General features: G+C 69.6%; 13 protein-coding genes. 4 read left to right on the forward strand and 9 right to left on the reverse strand.

The features are described 5' to 3' along the window. Positions 1-127: 127 nt before the first annotated feature. From WMF28_RS26675 to WMF28_RS26700, 6 genes are all read right to left on the reverse strand, one after another. On the reverse strand, positions 128-1,306 hold the full coding sequence (locus WMF28_RS26675) for a benzoate/H(+) symporter BenE family transporter (protein ID WP_437604317.1): 1,179 nt from the start codon (positions 1,304-1,306) through the stop codon (positions 128-130). 15 nt (positions 1,307-1,321) lie between these two features. Beyond that, positions 1,322-2,236 (reverse strand): hypothetical protein, encoded by a 915-nt coding sequence (locus WMF28_RS26680; protein ID WP_437596140.1) that lies wholly within the window; start codon positions 2,234-2,236, stop codon positions 1,322-1,324. 119 nt (positions 2,237-2,355) lie between these two features. Continuing rightward, the gene (locus WMF28_RS26685) at positions 2,356-6,738 is read right to left on the reverse strand and encodes an amino acid adenylation domain-containing protein (RefSeq protein ID WP_437596141.1); all 4,383 of its coding nucleotides are present in this window, start codon (positions 6,736-6,738) and stop codon (positions 2,356-2,358) included. Positions 6,739-6,898: 160 nt separating this feature from the next. Further along, positions 6,899-7,888, reverse strand: coding sequence for a diiron oxygenase (locus WMF28_RS26690; RefSeq protein ID WP_437596142.1), 990 nt, complete (start codon positions 7,886-7,888; stop codon positions 6,899-6,901). 85 nt (positions 7,889-7,973) lie between these two features. Continuing rightward, positions 7,974-9,317 (reverse strand): aspartate aminotransferase family protein, encoded by a 1,344-nt coding sequence (locus WMF28_RS26695; RefSeq protein WP_437596143.1) that lies wholly within the window; start codon positions 9,315-9,317, stop codon positions 7,974-7,976. A 471-nt stretch (positions 9,318-9,788) separates the two neighbouring features. After that, positions 9,789-10,859, reverse strand: a complete 1,071-nt coding sequence (locus WMF28_RS26700; RefSeq protein WP_437596144.1) for an NAD(P)H-dependent flavin oxidoreductase — start codon at positions 10,857-10,859, stop codon at positions 9,789-9,791. Between the two features lie 132 nt (positions 10,860-10,991). On the opposite strand from WMF28_RS26700, the gene WMF28_RS26705 reads away from it, so the two are divergent. The 4 genes from WMF28_RS26705 (at position 10,992) to WMF28_RS26720 (ending at position 14,723) form a co-directional block, all read left to right on the forward strand. Further along, positions 10,992-11,432: a hypothetical protein gene (locus WMF28_RS26705; protein ID WP_437596145.1), complete on the forward strand. Its 441-nt coding sequence runs from the start codon at positions 10,992-10,994 to the stop codon at positions 11,430-11,432. Between the two features lie 167 nt (positions 11,433-11,599). Further along, positions 11,600-12,640, forward strand: coding sequence for a methyltransferase (locus WMF28_RS26710; protein ID WP_437596146.1), 1,041 nt, complete (start codon positions 11,600-11,602; stop codon positions 12,638-12,640). Positions 12,641-12,750: 110 nt separating this feature from the next. Next, the gene (locus WMF28_RS26715; protein WP_437596147.1) at positions 12,751-13,722 is read left to right on the forward strand and encodes an aldo/keto reductase; all 972 of its coding nucleotides are present in this window, start codon (positions 12,751-12,753) and stop codon (positions 13,720-13,722) included. 38 nt (positions 13,723-13,760) lie between these two features. Next, positions 13,761-14,723, forward strand: coding sequence for an MBL fold metallo-hydrolase (locus WMF28_RS26720; RefSeq protein ID WP_437596148.1), 963 nt, complete (start codon positions 13,761-13,763; stop codon positions 14,721-14,723). Positions 14,724-14,970: 247 nt separating this feature from the next. On the opposite strand, the gene WMF28_RS26725 is transcribed toward WMF28_RS26720, so the two are convergent. The 3 genes from WMF28_RS26725 to WMF28_RS26735 are packed head-to-tail and all read right to left on the reverse strand — an operon-like array spanning position 14,971 to position 18,199. Continuing rightward, complete coding sequence (locus WMF28_RS26725; protein ID WP_437596149.1) at positions 14,971-15,837, reverse strand: carbohydrate ABC transporter permease; 867 nt, start codon at positions 15,835-15,837, stop codon at positions 14,971-14,973. Next, positions 15,834-16,832, reverse strand: coding sequence for a carbohydrate ABC transporter permease (locus WMF28_RS26730; RefSeq protein WP_437596150.1), 999 nt, complete (start codon positions 16,830-16,832; stop codon positions 15,834-15,836). The genes WMF28_RS26725 and WMF28_RS26730 overlap by 4 nt, the downstream gene beginning before the upstream one ends. Continuing rightward, on the reverse strand, positions 16,829-18,199 hold the full coding sequence (locus tag WMF28_RS26735) for an ABC transporter substrate-binding protein (protein ID WP_437596151.1): 1,371 nt from the start codon (positions 18,197-18,199) through the stop codon (positions 16,829-16,831). The genes WMF28_RS26730 and WMF28_RS26735 overlap by 4 nt, the downstream gene beginning before the upstream one ends. Positions 18,200-18,261 lie beyond the last annotated feature (62 nt).

Consider the following 18,261-nt stretch of genomic DNA (forward strand, 5'->3'; position numbering starts at 1 on the left):
CACAGCGCCTCGATCTCATCACGCCGCCTGTCTGTCCATCGCGGCGGCCCCTCGCGCCGCGTCCCCCGGAGCGCCTCCCTGGCTCCGGCCGTTCCGCGGGGAACCAGGGAGACGCTCCGGGGACAATCTACGAGCGTCCTGCCTTCAGGACCACCAGCGCCAGGACGCCAGCGACGAGCCCCCAGAACGCCGAGCCGATACCGAACGAGCTCACGCCGGAGGCCGTGACAAGAAACGTGATGAGCGCGGGCTCGCGCTCGCGCTCGTGGCCGAGCGCCGACACGAGCCCGTTCCCGATCGTCCCCAGGAGCGCGAACCCGGCGATCGCCAGCACGAGCTCGCGGGGGAGCGCCGCGAATACGGCGCCGATCGTCGCGCCGAACAGCCCGGTCATGATGTAGAACACCCCGGCCGCCACGGCGGCCACGTAGCGCCTGGCCGGGTCCTCGTGCGCTTCCCGGCCGACACAGATGGCGGCCGTGATCGTGGACAGGTTCAGGGCAAAGGCACCGAACGGCGCCAGCAGCAGGGTCGTCGCCCCGGTCCAGCCGACGAGCGGCGAGCTCGACACCTTGTAGCCCGACGTGCGGAGCGCGGCGACCCCAGGCACGTTCTGCGACGCCATCGTGACCACGAACAGCGGCAACGCGACGCCGATCACCGCGTGCAGGGAGAACCGGGGCACGACGAGCACCGGCTCGGCCAGCTCCAGGCGTATGCCGCCCGTGTGCAGCAGGCCCTGGGCGCCCGCGATGGCCACGCCCACGAGCAACGCCGAGATCACCGCGTAACGCGGCAGGAGGCGGCGCCCGAGCAGGTAGGTGCACAGCATGGCCATCGTCATCGCGAACTGGATCTTCATCGCCGCGAAGGCATCCAGGCCGAAGCGCAGCAACACGCCCGAGAGCATGCCAGAGGCGATCGACATCGGAATGCGGCTCAGCGCCCGCTCGAACCAGCCGGTGAACCCGCACAGCGTGATGAGGCCCCCCGAGACGACGAACGCGCCCACCGCCTCGCGCATCGAGACGCCGGCCGTCCCGGTGATCAGCATCGCCGCGCCCGAGGTCGACCACGCGGTCGCGATCGGCATCCGGTAGCGCAGCGACAGCCCGATGCAGGTCAGCCCCATGCCGAGGCCGAGCGCCCACATCCAGGAGCCGATCTCCCTCTCCGTCGCGCCGAGCGCAGCCGCCGCCTGGAAGATGATCGCCGCCGAGCTGGTGAAGCCCACCAGCACCGTCACGAGCCCCGCGTTCACCGCGGACACAGAGAAGTCTTTTACCAGGGCCATGTCGCTTCCGATCGTGGTTCCGGGGGATCAAACGCCTATCCGTCGCTGCTCTCGATCCTGGAAGAACGGGCTGTCCACGATCCGGTCGCCGTCGTTCTGGCAGACATCGAGGTGGAACCTCGTCGGGCCGGGGTACCTGAAATAGTTGCGCGGGATCTCGATCATGTGGGCCCGCGCGCGGTCGTACCTCGACGTCTCGCAGATGAACCGCAAGGAGAACGCGTCCCTCGACTCGAGAGGACCATCGCCCAGCAGGACGCTCCTGTGGATCACGTACTTGTCCATCAGCAAGATGTCCCCGAGCTCGTAATCGTCCTCGACGGCGAAGAACTCGAGCAGGCTGTTCATGCCGGAGGAGTTCAGGGGGCCGTCGCGCAGAGCGACGTAGTCCTCGAACGCGACCCCGCCGGCGTCGATCCGCTCCTGCATGCACCTGAAGACGGCGGGATCGACGTGAGAGTACATGTATTCACCGGAGATGATGTCCTTCGGGACGTACCTCATGCCGCCGCGCTGACCCTTCGTGTCGATGGGGTGGAGGGGCGCCCAGATGGTGCAGGCGTAATCCTCGGTCCTGTGGAAACCGAAGCTCTGCGACTCGATGTGCCACTCGAAGCCCTTGCTGAGATTCCTCTTCAGCTCGAAGCCAACGCCCTGCGTGAAGAACAGACGGTGCCCGGTGAGCGCCGACATCGCCGCGCGGAACCTCCGGTCGCGCAGCAGCTCGTAGATCACCGCGTCGCCGGAGCACAGGTCGTACCCCAGCCTGCTGAAGCCCTTCTGGTAGCTGTCCGTGGGCGTGGAGAGCTCCGCCCTCACCTTGTCCCTCAGGTAGAGGACCATGTCCTCGGAGAAGAATCTCTTCAGAAGAACGAAGCCGGTTTGCCGGTAACTCTCGATGTCTCTCTCCGTGATGCTGAACCTGTCGCTGATCGTTTCCATGAATCGCCCTGTCGTTGACTCGATCGATGTTCGCCCTGACGGCGGTGGTTGGCCCGTGGAGCTCCCGCCTCGTGACGTCGACGCGGCGCATGGACGAGCCGATGCGCCGCGCCGCGAGGCTATGAAGCCCGTTTCATGCTCCGCACGCGAATGCCCCTCATGACGGCCGGGCCGGTCCTCCGGCTCGGCGTGACGGCGCCGAAGACGCCCTCCCGAGCGAGCGACCTGGTGAACTTCGAGAGCCACTCCTCGCCGAGCTCGGAGAACGAGCATCCGAGCCGCCAGAGCAGCTGGTGCGTTCTATCGTGGTTGTAGCGGACGTTGCGCGGCTTCCTCGACGCCCAGAAATACCCCAGCGCGAGGTCCGAGTCCTCCTGCTCCCGGACGGCGCCGAAGACGCTCGAGAACGAGGCGTGCTCCGACCGCTCGAGCGCGATGCCGTTCCTCCGCAGCGCGTCGAAGACCTGCTCGAGGGCGACCTCGTAGGGGCTGTCGACGTGGAACACGCCGCCCCGCGTGTGGGGATCGAGCGAGATCGCGACGATGCCGGCGGCGACCTGGTCGATGGGGCTCAGCGCGATCGTGTCCTCGATCTGCCGCGGCACCTTCCCCACCTTGGCGCAGGCGGCCAGGAGCTGGACGAGGCGGTTCTCCCGAGCGTTGCGCTGGAAGCGCCCGGTCCGCGAGTGCCCCGAGACGTTCCCGGAGCGGTAGATGAAGCCGCGCCCGCCCGCCGCCTCGAAGCCCTTGATCAGGCGCTCCGCCATGTACTTGGTCGACTCGTAGTGGTTCTGGAACTCCTGCCCCACGTCCAGCGAGTCCTCCGAGAAGCTGACGGGCTCCGGGGCGGGATTGACGCCGCTGACCGCCAGCGTGGACATGTAGTGCAGGTCCTTGGGCCGCCGATGCATCGCCAGCTCGATGCAGGTTTGCACCGGAGTCAGGTTGGTCCTGCGAAACTCCTCGTCCGACCCGAACAGCCGGGTATCGGCGGCGAAGTGGTAGATCGCGTCGGTCTCCGCCGCGAGGTGCGCGTACAGCCCCGGAGACAGCCCGAAGCGCTCCAGCGCGACGTCGCCCTCGATCACGGTGCAGCGCCCGACGAGGCGGTCGAGCGACGCGCCGGGGAAATACCAGTCGAACGCCGCGCGCAGCCGCTGCGCCGCCGAGGAGCCCTCCTTCCCGCGGACCAGGCAGTAGACATGCGCCCTCGACCGCGACAGCAGCTCGTGCAGCACATGCACGCCGAGGTAGCCTGTAGCGCCGGTCAGGAGAACCGCGCCGTACGGCGGCCGGAGCCGCGCGGCGGTCTGCGCGACGAGGTCCGGCGGAACGTACGTGATGAGGCCGGTGCGCGTCCCCGGCTCCGCGACGATCCGGGGGGCCGGCGCGCTCCATCCGAGCAGCGCGGCGAGCTCACGCTTCATGTCCTGCATCACCGCTGTCATCTCCGCTCCGCCCCATGTCCCCGGAAAAGACAGGTCCAGCGCGAGCTGGCCGCCGACGATCCGGGCGGTGAGCTTCAGCTCGTGGCCGCGGTGGTTCCTCTTGGCTCGCGCGCGCCCGATGTCGTACCGGGCCGGGGTGACGGGGAAGCGGGGGTCGTGACCGAAATCGATGTCGCCAAGATAATTGTAGCAGACCGCCGCCGACGGCGTGGCCGGCAGCTCTTCCCGGGCGCCGTCCCTGCGCAGCACGCCGTAAGCGACGCCCAGATCACGGACCTCGCGCACCGCCGACGCCGCGGAGGCCACCGTGTGCCGGACGCTCACCTCGCTCACGTCGATGAGCACCGGGAACGTGGAGGTGTGCCACCCGACGACGCGGCTGACGTCGACCGAGTCGTCGAACGCGACCCGACCGTGGCTCTCGACGTCGACGCCGAGCTCCCTCAGGCCTCGGCGACGCGCCAGGCAGAACGCGAACGTGCCCAGCAAGACCACGTGAATGGGCGTCCCCAGGTCGGTGGTCACGTCCCGCAGCAAGAGTCGAGTCTCCTCCTCGGAGAAGCCGATCCACAGTGTGTGGGCCGCGCCATCGGTGTTCGACGCGTCGTACCTGGGCGCGGTGAGTCGAGCCGCCGCGGCCGTCGCGTCCAGCCATGCGCCGCCGTTGCTGTAGAGCGTGCTCTTGTGCTCCTCGATGTGGGCGACCCAGCCCCAGAAGGTCGTCCGGCTGGGCGCGACGGGCGAGCGCGTACCGGCGCGGTGGTCGCTGTACAGCCTCGCCAGCTCGGACACCAGGACCCGCCAGGAGATCATGTCGACCGCGACGTGGTGCGCGACCAGCAAGAGGTGGTCTGGCCCCGACGCGCGCTTGAACAGGTGGCACCGGAGCAGCCGCCCGTCTGCCAGAGAGAGCGACTGCTGCACTCGCTGCGAGACCTCCTCGATGTGATCCTCGAACGAGGCCTCGCTCGTGTTCGCCGCGATGAACGAGACATCCATCGCTCCCTCCGCGTCCTCTGCGGCCACGACGCGACCCAGGTCGCCGAGGGCGTCGCGGCCGTAGGCCGTACGCAGCGAAGCGTGGTTCGAGATGAGCTGCCCGAGGGCCCTGCGCATCACGTCGGCGTCGACCTCCACGCCGCACTCGAGGAGGACCGCCTGGTTGTAGTGGTCGGGAGCGGCCAGCTGTTGACGGAAGAAGAAGTCCTGGGCGGCCGAGAACGAGCGGCTCTCTCCGGCAGCCTGCTTGCCGCTCCGGGGCAGCAGCGCCCGGGCGCCGTCGCGGATGGCCTGGAGCAGGCCCGACACGGTCGGGCTCTTCAGGAACGAGTGCGCGGTCACCGCGTGGCCCTTGACCTGCAGCTCGGCGATGATCTGGATCGCGTCCAGCGAGTCGCCGCCCAGATCGAAGAAGTCGTCGTCGTCGCCGAAGGAATCCACCTGGAGAGCGCGCTGCCACAGCGCGCGCACCTCCTGCCCGAGCGGGGATCCGGCGGGAGGAGCGTCGGCCGGGCGCTCGGCGCCGCGCGGCGGCGCCTCGGCCAGCCGCGACAGCACCTGCTCTTTCAGCGCCTTCAGATCGGTCTTGCCATTCTCGTTGCGCGGGAGCTGCTCCATCGGCAGAAAGACGCTCGGGATCATGTGCTCTGGCACGAGGCGCTCGAGCCGCGTCTTCAGCCAGTCGAGAGGGTCGTCGGACTTCGGGCCCGTGAGCGCGGCGACGATCCGGTTCTTGCCCCTGACCTCCGGAAAGAAGACGGCCGCCTCGCTGACGCCCTCGACCGTGCGCAGCACGCTCTCGATGTGCTCGAGCTCCACCCGGTAGCCGTTGACCTTGACCTGGCGATCGACGCGCCCGAGGAACAGGGCCACGCCGTCGTCGTCGATCGACACGTAATCTCCGGTCTTGTAGAACCGCCCGGGCGCCTCCTCGCCTGAGCCGATCAGGACGAAGCTCCTCTCGGTGGCGGCGGGATCCCCGACGTAGCCGGCGGCGACGGAGGGGCCTCCGATGTACAGCTCTCCTCTCGCGCCGCTCTCGCGGAACACGCCGTCCTCGCAGCGGACCTTCAACACCGTGCTGCCGAGCGCGCGGCCGATCGGCACCGAGTCCGATCTCAGCTCGGCTATCTGCTGGACTCCCGCGATCGGATAGGCGGTGACGCCCACGGTCGTCTCCGTCGGGCCGTAGTGGTTCGCGAGCGTGCGGACGAGGCCGGAGTCCAGGATCCTCCGGGCGAGGCTGACAGGCAGCGCTTCCCCGCCGAGCACGAGGTAGAGCAGCCGCAGCGCCTCGTCGCGCCGCTCTGTCGCGAGGGAGAAGATCGCGTTCCAGTGGGAAGGCGTGATCTTCAAGAACTGGATCTGGTTGTCGCTCAGGTAGCCGCGCAGCGCGGCCGGGTCCTTTCTCGTCCGTGCGTCGATCAGGTGGAGGCAGCCGCCCGTGTACAGCGAGAGGAACAGCGATGTGTTGCCCAGGTCAGCCGCGAGGGTGCTGGCGTGGGCGTACCGGAGGCCCGGCTCGACGCTCAGGCGGGCGGCGATCGCCGAGGTGTAGTGCGCGATATTGCCGTGGGTGACGGCGACGCCCTTCGGCTTTCCGGTCGAACCGGAGGTGTACAGCACGTAGGCGACCTGCTCCGCGGTCACCGGCGGCAACGCGACCTCGGCGGAGGGGCGGCGCGCGTCGTCGACGCAGATCGCGGGCAAGCCGAGCGCCCGCAGCGAAGCGAGGCGCTCTCGCTCGCAGAGGATGACGCGCGCGTTGATCGACGCGAGGCGGTTCATGTTCTCTGCGGGGTTCCCGTCGTCCTCCACGACCGTGTACGCGGCGCCGGCCTTCATCACGCCGACCAGGGCCACCAGCGCGTCCGCCGTCCGCTGCATGTAGAGCGCGACCAGCGCGCCGTCCGAGTTGCCAGCCTCCGCCAGGAACGCGGCCAGCTCATTCGCCCGCCGCACCAGCTCGCCAAAGCTCAGGCGGCGCTCGCCGGCGACAACGGCGAGGCGGCCTGGCGTGCTGCTGGCGATTGAATCTATCTGATGAATCAACATACTGCGTGTCTTCCTCGAAGATCCCTGCGATGGGTCTCATGGTGTGTTTTGTTCGTGCGCGACAGCTGTAAGTCGAAGCCAGCCGTGTCGACCGCCGGCCGGAGCGCCTCGTCGGCTCGCTCGAGGGTCGGCGCGGTCGGGGGGGTGATCGCGGCCCGTGTCAGGCCGCGCGGATCGTCGACGTCAGCGCGGCGCTCGCGTCGTGGGCGAGGAACGCGGCCCTCGTGGCCGGGAAGTCCATGATTCCGACGCGTTGCAGCAGCTTGACCAGGTTGGCCTTGGTCTTCGTGATGGTTCCGTTCATGCTCGCGAGATAGGTCTCGTTGGTCTCGTCGATCACGCGGCTCACCTGGCTCTCGGCGAGGCCGTACGCGGACAGGACCTTCCGGTCGAAGCCCCGCGCGGGGTCGCCGGCGAGGTAGTCGTCGAGGTAGCTCGGCAGCAGCGTCGCGATGACGGTCTTCGTCGCGTCGGGGAGCCGCGCCCAGTGGGCCTTCGTCAGCCTCGCGAAGTAGTTCGCGTGCCGGCCCTCGTCCGAGACGTGGTCGGTCATGACCTGCGTGAACGTGCGCGTCGCGTCCTTCTCTCGACCGATGCTCAAGAGGTCCTTCGTCAAGGTGTGCTCCGCGAGGCACACGGAGACGAGCTGGAAGTCATGGTGCATGTGCTGCGGCAGGGCCTCGAAGGCGCGCCGTACGGCGTCCAGGTTGCCGTTGGTGTCGGGCACCTCGATGGGCTGGACGCCGCTCAGCGCCTTCATCTGGATGATGAAATCCAGCGCGACGTAGGCGTGGTAGCCCTCGTCGATCACGATGGCCAGCGCCTCTCGCTTCTCGACGTCGCTCGCGCCCTTGATCTCGTTGTTGACGATGTTGAGAGCGCAATCGATGACGTACCGCGTCTCGAGGAGGCCGATCTCGTACATGTACCTGTAGGCCGACTGGGTGAGGACGAACGAGATCGCGTCCTCGCCCAGGCCCGTTACGATGGGGTGCTCGCTCAACGGCTGGCGTGAGCGTGGAAAGATGTACTCGCCGTGGGCGGTGTCCGGCACGACGATCCGCGGGCTGTTGCGGACCGTGGCCGAGGCATACCACCTCTCGACCGATTCCGGATCTGCCGATGCGCTCCGCGCTGCGATGGGGCTCATGAGTGGATCTCCCTTGCGTTCGGGTGAAATGATGGCCTGTGACATGAAGTGCTCTTCGTGATGCGGGCGGCGCGCTCGGAGCGCGTCAGACGGCCGACGTCGGCTGGCCGTCCGCGGCCGCCCGCTCGGCCCTGGACAGCTGGATCGACTCGGCGAGCGCCTCGGCCAGCGAGGTGAGGTCGTCGAGGCTGTGGGCGGCCGATATGAAGATCGGCTCCTCGAGCGAAGGTGGCATCAGGAAGCCGCGCTCCAGCAGACGAGCGTGAACCTTCTTGAAGACGTCGTAGTCCTGGGTCTTGACGTCCCTGTACGACCTCATCGGCTCCCGGCTGTCGCGGAAGGCGACGCCGGCGAGCGCTCCATGGCGGGAGAAGTGAAACGGGATGTGCCGCGCCGCGAGCTGGCGCCGGATCGCGGCCTCGAGCCAGGAGCCTCTGGCGTCCAGCGCCTCGTAGAAGCCGGGGCGCGCCAGCACGTCGAGCGCGGCGTTGCCGGCCGCCATCGTGAGCGGGTTGGCCGCGAACGTCCCGGACTGGAACACCCTGTTGCCGACGGCGACGTGCCGCATGTAGCGCGCCTTTCCTGCGTAGGCGCCGATCGGCGCGCCGCCGCCAATGATCTTCCCGAAGGTCACGAGGTCGGGGTCGATGCCGAGCGAGTTGCAGACACCACCGAAGTTGAACCTGAAGCCGGTGACGACCTCGTCGAAGATGAGCAGCGCGCCGTGACGGTCGCACAGCGCCCTGATCCGCGCGTGAAACCCAGGCCGCGGCTCGACGAAGCCCATGTTGGTGGCGAAGGGCTCGACCAGGACGGCCGCGATCTGGGGGCCGTGCGCGGAGAACAGCGCTTCGAGCTGGTCCTCGTCGTTGTACTCGCACAGCAGCACCTCGCGGTTCAGCTGCTCGGCGACGCCCTGGGTCGCGCCCTTCATCTTCACCGCTGCCGGGCCGAGGTTCAGCGGCGTCGCCAGCAGAGCATCGGAGTGCCCGTGGTACGCGCCGCCGAACTTGACCAGGAGGCTCCTGCCGGTGTGGGCTCTCGCGATGCGCGCGGCGGTCATGACCGCCTCGGTCCCGCTGCACACGAAGCGGATCTTGTCGATCGACGGTGTGCTCGCGACGATCTTCTCCGCGAGCTCATACTCGAGCGCGGTGGAGAGGCCGTAGACGGTGCCCAGAGAGGCCTGTCTGGAGACGGCCTCGACCACCTCGTCTCGCGCATGACCGAGGAGGAGCGCGCCGAACGCGTTCAGGAAGTCGATGTAGACGTTGCCGTCCACATCCATGATCTTTGACCCTCTGGCCCAGGCGGCGCAGATCGGGTTGCCCCCGACCTGCGCGAACGCGCGCATCGGGGAGCTGACCCCATCCGGCATGACCGAGCGGCCGTGCATGAACAGATTGGCTGATTTGGTGGTGAATCTCATGGTAGATAGATGTCCACTGCGATGGTTGTTCGACGACTCTGCTCAGCGGGCCCCGGGGCGAGGAACCAGGGAGGAGCTCCGGGGAGAGCCGACTGGCAGGGCCAGTCCGGCACACCCGAGCAAGCTCATGCGCTGACGCGAACGCGTCGGCGATCTCCTGGTCGCTGAGGATCAGGGGCCCGGCTGGGCTGATGACGACGTTGCCTTCGGCGACGCTGCCTTGGCGACGCTGCCTGGCGACGTGGCGTTGCACCGCGCATGCCAGCGGCGATGTGGCCGGAAGTCTCGCCGATCGCCGCGACGGCCGGCGCCGCGCCGTCGCGGTTCGATCACGGCATTGCCCGATCGAGCAAGCGCGTTCCCGCGCTGACGTGCCCGCGATCTCGGGGTCGAGCCTACAGGGAGCCGACGAGCGGCGTCGTGTGGACGCGCGACCGCGTGAAGGGTCGCGGGCGACCCGTGGGGGTCACGTCATCCGCGCAGCCGGCGCAGGAGGGTCTCGACCTGAGCATTCAAGCTTGTGACGACCTCGCCGGCCGGGCGGCTCGAGCTCATGCCGGCCGCCTGTCCGGCCCACAGCGACATGAGCTCCGCGCGTCCTGCTGCCGCGGCAGCCCGCCGGATGTCCGTGGTGAGCTCGTGCTGGATCGGATAGGGCGGGATGGCGTCGTCGTGACGGCTCATCTCGGCGATGAATCGGTTCGCGATGCCGCGCGCTGGCTTGCCCGAGAAGACCCGGGTGAGCACCGTGCTCTCGTCCGTCGCAGAGAGGACCGCGTCCTTGTGCTTCGGGTGAGCGCCGCTCTCCGGGCACGGCAGGAACGCCGTCCCGAGCTGGACCCCTGCCGCCCCGAGCGCCAGGGCGGCCACGATACCCCGGCCATCCATGATCCCCCCGGCGGCGACGACCGGTACGCGGACCTGATCGACGATCTGCGGGAGCAGCGCCACGAGCCCGATCATCGAGCGGTCGACCGGCGCGAGGAACGTCCCTCGATGTCCGCCGGCCTCGGCGCCCTGGGCCACGACGAGATCGACGCCGGCGTCGGCCAGCGCGGCGGCTTCTCGAACGGTTGTCGCGGTCCCCATCACCGAGCAGCCCGCGCTGTGAAGCCGCTGCAACCACGCCGCGGAGAGCACCCCGAACGTGAAGCTGAGGATGGGCACGCGCTCTTCCAGGACGACGTGCAGCTGCTCATCGAGGAGCGGGACGCCCTTGAGCTGGGTCGGCGCTTCGAGCCCGAGCTCTCTCCGATAGACGTGCATCGCCTCGTTGACCTTGTCGACCCCGCTCGCCGCCTCGGCCCGAGGCTCGCCGACGAAGACGTTGACGGCGAAGGGGCGTCCGGTCAGCGCGCGAATCTCCCTGATGGCGCTCCGGATCGCTTCGGCATCCATGTACCCGGCGCCGAGCGAGCCCAGTCCTCCGGCGTTCGCGACCGCGGCGACCAGCTGAGGTGTCGTCACGCCGCCGGCCATCGGCCCCTGGACAATGGGCAACGCGACGCCGAGCGCCCTCGTCAATTGCGTGTCGGGCCACATCTTCAGGACCTCGCGGTGGGTGGCAGATAACAGCGCTTTCTGCGTGGAACCCTAGCGTGGATCTCGGCGCGGGCAACGGAGGATAACGCGCGACGTCGACGCTGAATCCGCCCGCCGGCACACGCCGCTGCCTTGAGCTCTCCCTCTCCCGCGACGAGAAATATTTCAACCAAGCGGCACAGCGAACGCCCCCGCCCCTCCGGCTTCTCTACGGGAACCGTCGCGTCGACGCGCGTCGAGGGCGACGATCTGCCCGGGGACATCGCGGTCGGCGAGCGCATCTACTGGATCGTCGGCGGCAACATCCACGCCGCGAACAAGGACGGCTCCGGCGCAGGGGTGCTCGCGTCGGCGGACTACCCCGCGCGCCTCCTGGTGGACTCCACCTTCGTCTACTGGTACAGCGGCGGCGATAACCAGCTCCAGCGGGTGCGCTCCTCCGGCGGCGCGCCGGAGCCGCTCGCCGACAGCGCCGCTTACGTCCGCAGCCTCGCGCAGGACTGCCGCGCCCTCTACTGGACGACATGGGCTACCGACGAGGCGCCTGCCTCGGTGATCAAGCTGGCCAAGTGAGCCTGCTGACCGGCCGGCGCGCGGCGACCGATAGAAATGGCGGGGGCCGCGAGGCGGAAAGCAACGCCCGGGCAGACCCGACAGCGCTCAGGTATGTGTAGAATGGATCGAACACCGGCCGCGCCGGCGCCCGAATCCCTTCTTGAGCAGAACGGAGGAACGGATCGATGCCCATGGACCTCGAAAAGCCCACCTGTGACGACTCTCTGATACGGCAGCTCTCGTTATCGATCTTTCAGCTGCCCATCCTCAGCGTTGCGGACGAGCTCGGCGTGTTCTCGCAGCTCGATCGGGAGCCCACGGGCATCGCGGAGCTGGCCAGACAGCTCTCTCTCAGCTTCCGCGCGACCGAGGCGCTCCTGGCCTCCCTGGCCGGAATGGGGCTCCTGGCCCGGTTTCAGGGCAAGTTCCACCTCACCGAGACGTCCCGCAACTTCTTGCTCCCGGGCAGGCCGTTCTACTGGGGCCACATGTTGCGGTTGATCGGTCAGGTCCCGGTCTCGCACAGCACCCTGCTGGAGACCCTGCGGCGGGACGGGGCCGTCGCGTGGGACGCCGGCAAGACCATCACGGAGGCGTGGGACCATGTCGACCTGTCGGAGGAGCGGGCGTTCGTCTTCACCCGGGCGATGCACAGCCACTCCTTCGCGACGGCGGTCGGGCTCGCGCAGCGGGTCGAGCTGACGGGCGTGGAGCGCCTGCTCGACGTCGCCGGCGGCTCTGGCTGCTTCAGCATCGCCCTGGCGCGGCAGAATCCGCGCGTGCGGTTCACGGTCGCCGAGCTGCCGCCCGTGTGCAAGACGACGAGGCAGTACGTCGCGGAGCACGGCCTCGAGGAGCGCATCGACGTGGCGGCGCTCGACATGTTCCGCGACGCGTGGCCTCCGGGTCACGACGTGATCTTCTTCGCCAACGTCCTCCACGACTGGGACAGCGCGCGCCGGCAGCGCTTGATCCAGCGCAGCTTCGATGTGTTGCCCCCGGGCGGCCGCGTCCTCATCTACGAGCTCCTGCTCGCGGACGGGCAGGACGGCCCGCTCACGGCGGCGCTGAGCTCCATGAACATGGTGTATCTGACCCCCGGCAAGCAGCTCACGGCCGGCGAGCTCGACGAGCTCGTCCGCGGGTGCGGGTTCACGGACGTGTCCGTCATGCCGGCGTACGCCGGATACTCGCTCATCAGCGCCAGAAAGCCCCTCGATCGCTGAGACCGGCCTTGTGCCGGCTCACGGACGCGTGACTCCGGCGAAACCCTACGGCGCGTTCAGCGGTTGCGCGTGGACGGCGCGCGGGGCGCGTTGCTACCCTCCCCGGCACCATGAACTACCGCAATCTCGGACGCACCGGCCTGAAGGTCAGCCCCCTCTGCCTCGGCACGATGAACTTCGGCCCGGAGACCAGCGAGCCCGACAGCTTCGCCATCATGGACCGGGCCCTGGAGCACGGGATCAATTTCTTCGACACGGCCAACGTGTACGGCCGGAAGCGCGGAGAGGGGATCACCGAGCAGATCGTCGGGCGCTGGCTCGCCCAGGGCGGCGAGCGGCGCGACCGCACCGTCCTCGCCACGAAGGTCTACGGCGCCATGGGCGAAGGGCCGAACGACAGGAGGCTCTCGGCCTATCACATCCGCCGCGCCTGCGAGGAGAGCCTGCGCCGCCTGCAGACCGACCATATCGACCTCTACCAGATGCACCACATCGATCGCGAGACGCCCTGGGACGAGATCTGGCAGGCGATGGAGCAGCTCGTCCGCGAGGGCAAGGTCCTCTACGTCGGCAGCAGCAACTTCGCCGGCTGGCACATCGCGCAGGCGAACGGCCTCGCCGCGCAGCGGCACTTCCTCGGCCTCGTCTCGGAGCAGTGCGTGTACAACCTGAGCGCGCGCACCGTCGAGCTGGAGGTCCTGCCCGCCTGCCGCGCGTTCGGCCTCGGCGTCCTGCCCTGGAGCCCGCTCGCCGGGGGGCTGCTCGGCGGCGCCCTCCAGAAGGCGCGCGAGGGCCGGCGCGCCTCGGCCGACGCGCAGGCGCGCATCGAGAAGAGCCGCGCCAAGCTGGAGGCCTACGAGGCGTTCTGCGCCGAGCTCGGCGAGAAGCCCGCCGACGTGGCCCTGGCCTGGCTGCTCCAGAACCCGGTCGTGACCTCGCCCATCATCGGCCCGCGCACCGCCGAGCAGCTCGACGGGAGCCTTCGCGCCCTCGAGATCCAGCTGACCCCGCAGCACCTGAAGCGCCTCGACGAGGTGTTCCCCGGCCCCGGCGGCGAGGCGCCGGAGGCCTTCGCCTGGTAGCGCCGCGCCGGGAAACGCTCGTGCACAAGGAGATGAACATGAGTCGATGGCGGTATGATCAAGGGCTGCAGGACGTCGGCAACGGCTGCTTTGCGTATCTCCAGCCGGCCGGCACCTGGGGGCTCAGCAACGCGGGGCTCGTCACCTCGGACGGCGAGGCCCTGCTCGTCGACACGCTCTTCGACCTGAAGCGCACGCGCGAGATGCTCGACGCCATGCGCGCGGCGACCCCCGCCGCGGCGCGGATAGGCACGGTCGTGAACACCCACGCGAACGGCGACCATTGCTACGGCAACGCGCTCGTCGAGGGCGCGACGATCATCGCCACGCGCGCCGGCGCCGCCGAGATGGATGAGATCCCCGCGCCGATGCTCGCCATGCTGATGCGACAGGCGCGCAGCGGCGCCGCCGGCGCGCTGGGCGAGTACCTCGTCCATTGCTTCGGCGCCTTCGATTTCGACGGGATCGTCCCCACGGCGCCGACCCGGGTCTTCGAGGGGGAGCTGACCGTCGCGGTCGGGGGCAAGGAGGTCCGCCTCATCGAGGTGGGCCCCTCCCACACGAAGGGCGATCTGCTCGTGCACGTGCCCGCGGACCGCGCGATCTACACGGGAGACATCCTCTTCATCGACGTGACGCCGATCCTGTGGGCAGGGCCCGTCGGCAACTGGATCAAGGCGTGCGACACCATCCTCGCGCTGGACGCCGACGTCATCGTCCCGGGGCACGGGCCCATCACGGATCGCGCCGGCGTGCGCGCGGTCCGCGATTACCTCGTGTACATCCGCGACGAGGCGCGGCGCCGCTACGACGCCGGCATGCCCCCGGCCGACGCCGCCCGCGACATCGCGCTCGCCGACTACGCGAGCTGGAGCGACGCGGAGCGCATCGCGGTGAACGTGCACACGCTCTACCGCGAGTTCAGCGGAGGGAAGCTCACCCCGCCCGGCCCGGTCGAGCTCTTCGGCCTCATGGGCGAGCTCGCGCGACGGCCGCGCTGAAGCAGCCAGAAAGGGTCATTCAATCACCATGGCAAGCGTGAAGGCGTGAAGAAAAGATAAGCCAAGCACACACCAGCCGTCGTCCCTGGCAGCCGGCACATCGCGGCGGCTCGGCCGCGCGCAAAAGGGGCGCCGCCAGCCGCCGAGGACAGAGAGCTTCCCCCGAGCGCGACTCCGGGTCAAGCAGAGGCGATGACGCGCGGACAGCCAATGTCCTTGCCGTCGCGCCGCCGTGGCGCGCCGCGGATCACCCCTTCAGGCCGGTGCGGGCGACGCCCTCGATCACGTACCGCTGCGCGGCGATGAAGACCGCGAGGACCGGGACGCTCGCCACCACCGCGCCCGCCGTGACGAGCGCGTAATCGGTGGCGTGGGCCGCCTGGAGCAGCGCGAGGCCAGGCGACAGCGTGAGCTTCTCCGGGTTGAACAGCACGTAGATGGGCCAGAGAAAGTCGTTCCAGTTGCTCAGCAGGCTGAGCACGGCCAGCGTGGCCAGGGCCGGCTTCGACAGAGGCAGTACAATTTTCCAGAAGACCTGGAGACGGCTGGCGCCGTCGAGCGCGGCGGCCTCCTCGAGCTCCCTCGGGAGCCCGAGGAAGAACTGGCGCAGGAAGAAGACGCCGAACGCCGAGGCGGCCGGCGGCACGACGAGGGCCGGGAGGCTGTCGAGCCAGCCGAGGGCCCGGACGATCAGGTAGTTCGCGGGCAGGAACAGGATCGGCGGGATGAACAGCGTCGCGAGGGCCGCGGCGAGCACGAGCCGCTTGCCGCGGAACTCCATGCGCGCGAGCGCATACGCCGCCGGGGCCGCCGTGGCCAGCACGAGCAGCGCATGGGCCACGGCGGCCAGGACGCTGTTCAGGAGCCAGCGGAGCACCGGCGCCCCGGAGCTCGAGCCCGCGAGCGCCTCGTAGCTCTCGAGCGTCGCCCGCGCGGGCAAGAGCGTGGGCGGCACCGCCGTCGCCTCCGGCGGCGACTTGAGCGAGGTGAGCGCCATCCAGATCACCGGAGCGAGGTAGACAACGGCGAGGAGGAGCAGCGCGGCATACGACAGGACACTCCCGATCTGCCGGCGGCGGACAGGATAGCTGTCGTCGGCCCGCCGGCGCCTCATCGAGCGTCCCCGCCGCCGCGCCGGCCGAAGAACAGGAGCAACATGCCGAGGTTCACGAGCGCGAGCAAGAACGCCTGGACGTAGCTCATGGCCGCCGCGGCGCCGAGGCGGAAGTTACGGAACCCCTCCTCGGCGATGTACATGATCGTCGTGCGCGTCTCGCTGCCAGGACCGCCCCCGGTCATCAGATAGGCCTGCCCAAACATGTTGGCCGACCCGAGGACGGTCATCGTCACGACGAACACGAACACCGGCCTGAGCCCCGGCACCGTGACGTGGCGGAGCTGCTGCCAGCGGGTCGCGCCGTCGATGCGGGCAGCGTCGTAGAGCTCCCGGTGGATGTTCTGCAGCCCGGCCAGGTAGATCACGGCGTTGTAGCCGAGCGTCCACCACACCGTCATGCCCACAAGCGAGACCCACACCCACGGCACCGCCGTGGTCCAGCCCGTGTCGGCGGGCAAACCCAGCTTCCCCAGCAGGTGGTTGATCACGCCGATGTGCGGGTCGAGCAGGAGCCGCCACATCAGGGCCACGACCGCCACGCCGAGCACGTAGGGGGCGAAGAACATCGCCCGGAAGAACGATCGGCCGGGAAATCGCCGGTTGAGCGCGAGGGCGAGCAGCAGCGGGAGCGTCACGAGGACAGGCACGCTCAGCGCCGTGAACAGCGCGGTGGCCCGCAGCGCGCGCCAGAAATTGCCGCGGGTCGGCGAGCCGGACCGGAACAGATCCGCGTAGTTGTCGAGGCCGACCCACGGCCGCGACGGCAGGTAGGGGTCCCAGTCGTGGAGGCTTATCCACGCGCCGAGGACGATCGGCGCCGCGACGAAGAGGCCGAACAGCGCGAGGTACGGCGCGAGGAACAGGTAGGGAGCCCACCGGCGCGGCCGCGCGAGGCCGCGCTCCCGGAGCCGACCGACGCCGGGGGCGCTCTGCGGGACGCCGTCCGCCTCGGCCCGGCCGGGCTCCACGAGGGGGACGTCGACCGCGGTCACAGGGCCCTCGCGAACTTCTTCAGGTTGGTCGCGAGCAGCGCGTCGGCCTCGCGGGCGGCGCGGTTCAGGGCCTCGCGCGGCGCGGCCCGCAGCAGCACGGCCTCGTTCACCGCGAGATCGAGGGTGGACGCGCGCACCGAGTCGACCCCGGGGAACGCCGGCGGGAAGCGGACCACCGGGAGCTGCTCGGCGAAGATCGCCTGCTCCGTCATCCGCCCGAACGCGGCGCTCTCGCGCGCCGCCCGCCGGGCCGGCACCATGCCGGCCCCCGCCCACTCGAGGGAGTGCTCGCTCAGCCAGGCGAGGAACACAACCGACGCCCTCAGGCGGCCGGCGCCGGTCGATGGCTGCCGCGGAAGCACGAGGTGGTGCGCGTTGCCCCAGACCGCCGGCTGCGCGCCGATGACAGGCACCGGGAGGACACCCCACCGGAGCCCGGGGATCGCCCGGTAGATGTTGATCATCCAGATGCCGTTCCAGAGAAAGGCGTTCCGGTTGTTGGTGAAGGCGATGCTGTCGGCGTCCTGGCCGACGTCGCGCGGGCTGTAGCCTCGCCGGACCAGCTCGAGCATGAAGCCGAGCGCCTCGACGCCGGCCTCGGAGTTGAACATCGCCCGGGCGCCGTCCTCCGAGAACAGCTCGCCGCCCGCCTGCCACAGGATCGACTGGAACATCAGCCCGCCGGTGAACAGGACAGGCGACACCCACGATCCCTGGATCCCCCTCTGCCGGAGGTGCTCGAGGACCGCCATGTAGTCGCGCCGGGAGCGAGGCAGCGCGGCGTCGTCGAGGCCGGCGTCGGCCAGCACGGCGCGGTTGTAGTAGAGGCCGAGCGGGTGGATATCGAGGGGGACGCCGTAACGACGGCCCCGGAAGACGCCGGCGTTCCAGAGCGTCTCGGAGAAGTCGGCGGCGCCGAGGCCGAGCGCCTCGGTCACCTCGTCGAGCGGGAGGAGGGTGCGGTGGACCGCGGCCGTGGCCAGCTGGTCGGCGTGCATGACGGCCACGTCGGGGCCGCTCTCGCTGTCGACCGCGGCCGGCAGCTTCTGGTAGAAGTCGCCCCAGCGGTTCACGCTCATCCGCACCGTGATGTTGTCGTGCTCGCGGTTGAACCGCTCGACGAGCCGCTGCATCGGCGGCCGGTCGCCCCCGGTGAAGCCCGTCCAGAACGAGAGCTCGACGGCCGGGCCCGCGTAACCCCGGCTGCCGCCGGCGGCGATGGCGGCCTGCTCCCGCACGTCGACCGGCTCACCGCGACAGCCGAGCAGCAGCAGACCCGCAGTCGCCCCGACGCCGGCGAGGAGCTCGCGACGGCCCGGCAGCCGCCCGGCGTCCCCTCGCGCAATCGGTGCTCGCCCCCTCTGCATCTGCCGTCTGCTCACGCAATCCCACCGCGGAGGGCTCGCTTCCGGCGTGTTGCCCGCGATCG

The organism is Sorangium sp. So ce590 (assembly GCF_051521365.1).
In the GTDB taxonomy this organism is placed as follows: domain Bacteria; phylum Myxococcota_A; class Polyangia; order Polyangiales; family Polyangiaceae; genus Sorangium.